The following is a 2,847-nucleotide window of genomic DNA, read 5'->3' as shown; positions in this document are numbered from 1 at the left end:
GCCGTCGTCGAAAAGGCGATCTGGATGCCCGCGAGCTCAAGGCTCTTGCCCAAGAGACCCTGCCGCCCGAACGTGTAGAGCAGCGCGATGCCGCCCACTACCGGCGGCAACACCAGGGGCAGGAGGACGAAGGCACGGAGGAGCCGCTGCCCGCGGAAGGGCCGGCGGGCAAGGACAAGGGCCAAGGGGATTCCGAAAACGACGCAGAGCGCGGTGCTCGCTGCTGAAGTGCGGAGGCTGAGGCCCAACGCCGTGAGCGAGGAATCGGAGGTCACCAGCGGGATGAATTGCGCCCAATTGACCTTTGCGACCATGGCGGCCAGCGGCAACAGGACGAACAAGCCGCCCACTACCGCAAGGCCATACACCCACCGTGGAATCCCGCTGAAGTTCATCTGCGCCTACGGTACGCCGGGGCTTGCGTCACCAGGACTTTCCGGGCGCCCCCGGCGACTCGTATGTGCGGCATGGATTCATCCTAGAACAGCGGCTGTGCCACTTCGCTGCGGGGGCGGATACCCTTGAACCATGACCTCTGCAAACTCCCAGTCCATGAAGCCGGCCACCGTTGCCAAGAAACTTGGCATCTACCTGCCTGCAACACCCCAGGAGTTCCAGGATTCGGAAATCACCCGCGCCGATTTCGCCGAGCTCCAGGCCAACGCCCCGGAGTGGCTCGCCGAGCTCCGCCGGACGGGTCCGCACCCGCGTCCCGTGGTGGCACAGAAGCTGAATGTCTCCATCAGCGGCCTCGCCCGCGGCGGAATCACCGAGCCCCTAACGACGGCGGAAATCACCGAACTGCTGGCAGCTCCCCCGCAGTGGCTCGTCGTCGAGCGCGCCACGCACGCAGCCGTGCGCTCCGAGGCAAAGCGCATCAAGGAAGAAGCTGCCAAAAAAGAAGCCACGAAGGACGCCAAGACGAACGCCGCTGCCAAGCGGGACGCGCCCAAGGCATCCAAGCGGGACCACGCTTAAGCTCCAGCCGGACTTCAGCAGCAAGGCAGGGCACCCGGGCCAGGGTGCCCTGCCTTGCTGCCCTTAAGCCCGATTCGGGCTCTCGCCTCCGGGCCTTCCTCGGCGCATACTGATTTCAAAGGGGTGCGCATTCGCGTGGAGGTGGTCCGATTGCCCGCCACAACTGGAATCCAGCTGACGGTCTGGGAGATCGGGCTGTGGGCGGTCTTGCTCACGTGCGCGGTGTCCTTCACCGTCAACACCGTCCGGAAAGCGGTCATCCACGCAGCCCCCGACGGCGGCCGCCTCGCCTTGCAGGCGCCCCTCGGCCAACGCGATCGGGAACCCGTCAAAGAGCCGGACGCCACCTTCTGGAACATCTTCGCCGGACTCGTGGTGATTGTCCCCGCAGTCGTCATCCCCGCGTTGGGCTCGCCCGCCGTCGGGCTCTTGATGCTCTTCCTCGCCATGGGTGCCGCTGCCACCGCCTTTGCTGTCGGCCGGAAACTGGAGCAGAAGCGTCAAAATCGGAGCGGTTTCACGGAGGCGGCAGCCCGTCACGACGCTCTCTTGGCCCGCTGGCAACGGTATGAGCTGGATCCCGCCAAGGGCATCGACTTCCCCGGCATGAGCGATGTCAACGTTCCGCAAACCGCCGCGTTGGTCCGTGCGCTGCAGGAAGCCCAACGCTGCCGTCTCACCGCGGGGACGGACTATGCCCGCGCCGTCGAGCGGTTGGATGTGGCGATGGCCGAAGCCGAAGCGGCGGCGGGCGTTTCTGCGCCGTAGTTAGCTGATCACGCCCGCCTCGCACGAGGCGCGCAGCAGTTGCTGCATGCGCCGGATGTCCGGAACGTCCTCCAGCCGAGTGACCAAATCGACGAGTTCGACGGCGTCATCCGGTGCGAGGCGCGCACCGGCCAGGGACATGAACTTCCCTATGGTTTCCTCGTCGCTGAGCCTGTTGGTGGACGCTCCGCGTGCCCGGACAGCCTGGAGCGAGTAGTCGCCGTCGGCGGTGCTGACGGTGAGGTATGGTTCGGCGGATCCGCCCTGCTGGGCCGGATCCAGTTCCATCGAAATTCGTCCCATCAGCGCGCTGACGCGGGGATCTGTCCTGCCTTGTTCAGTGATGTCGGCCAGCCCGACGCCGCCGCGGAGCAGGGCCGTGGCCACGGCAAAGTGCATGCTGAGCTGCGCCGATACCAGGGAGGACACATCCGCCTTGCCGCACATGTCCATGATCAGGGAGCTGGTCCGGACCGTTACAGCGCGAATGTCAGCTGGGCTGAAGCCGTGGTCCCGTTGGAGTTCCAGGGCGGCGTCAACGGCGGAATGCGTACTGCGGCAGCTGGCGTACGGCTTGATGGAAGCCTTATCGATCTGCCACTCCTTGCCCAGGGTGGCATGAATTGCCGACTCGTCCGTGGACACGCCCGAGCTTCCGCCGTAGATCTTCAGGAAGCTGCCCCAGGGCGCGGAGAAGAGGTCCGCGGGACCGGTGAAGCCACCGCGAGCCAACAGGGCGCTGTTAAGTCCGGCCTCGGCGGCCCGGCCCACGTGCATGCGCTTGGACATGGCACCATCTCCGATGAACGCCCAGGTTCCCCCCGTGAAGGAACCGGCCAGCCCGATGGCTGATGCCATCTGTCCGGAATCGAGTCCGAGGATGACCCCCGCGGCAACGGCAGCACCGAAAGTACCGCAAACGCCGGTGGAGTGCCATCCAAGGTTGTTCACGGCGTCGTACCCGCCCAAAGCGTCCTGGACCCGGCGGGCGAGCTCATACCCGGCCACCACCGCGCGCATGAGTTGCGCACCCGGCACTGGCTCATCACGCATGGCGGCCGCGGCGAGGGCTGCAGGGAGGACAACGGCCCCGGAATGATC

Annotated in this window: 3 protein-coding genes and 1 pseudogene; 2 read left to right on the top strand and 2 right to left on the bottom strand. The window is 66.1% G+C overall.

The window, feature by feature from the left end:
• A pseudogene (locus AHiyo1_RS13375) lies at positions 1–395 on the bottom strand (molybdate ABC transporter permease subunit); the annotation flags it as partial.
• Between the two features lie 133 nt (positions 396–528).
• On the opposite strand from AHiyo1_RS13375, the gene AHiyo1_RS13370 reads away from it, so the two are divergent.
• Entirely contained in the window at positions 529–978 is a 450-nt protein-coding gene (locus AHiyo1_RS13370) for a DUF5997 family protein (protein WP_059388896.1), read from the top strand.
• 150 nt (positions 979–1,128) lie between these two features.
• Positions 1,129–1,746: a hypothetical protein gene (locus AHiyo1_RS13365; RefSeq protein WP_059388895.1), complete on the top strand. Its 618-nt coding sequence runs from the start codon at positions 1,129–1,131 to the stop codon at positions 1,744–1,746.
• On the opposite strand, the gene AHiyo1_RS13360 is transcribed toward AHiyo1_RS13365, so the two are convergent.
• On the bottom strand, positions 1,747–2,847 hold a 1,101-nt coding region (locus AHiyo1_RS13360; RefSeq protein ID WP_059388894.1), incomplete at its 5' end, for an MmgE/PrpD family protein.

It is taken from the genome of Arthrobacter sp. Hiyo1 (assembly GCF_001263615.2).
GTDB lineage: Bacteria > Actinomycetota > Actinomycetes > Actinomycetales > Micrococcaceae > Arthrobacter.
This window is presented reverse-complemented; position numbering and strand designations above follow the sequence as displayed.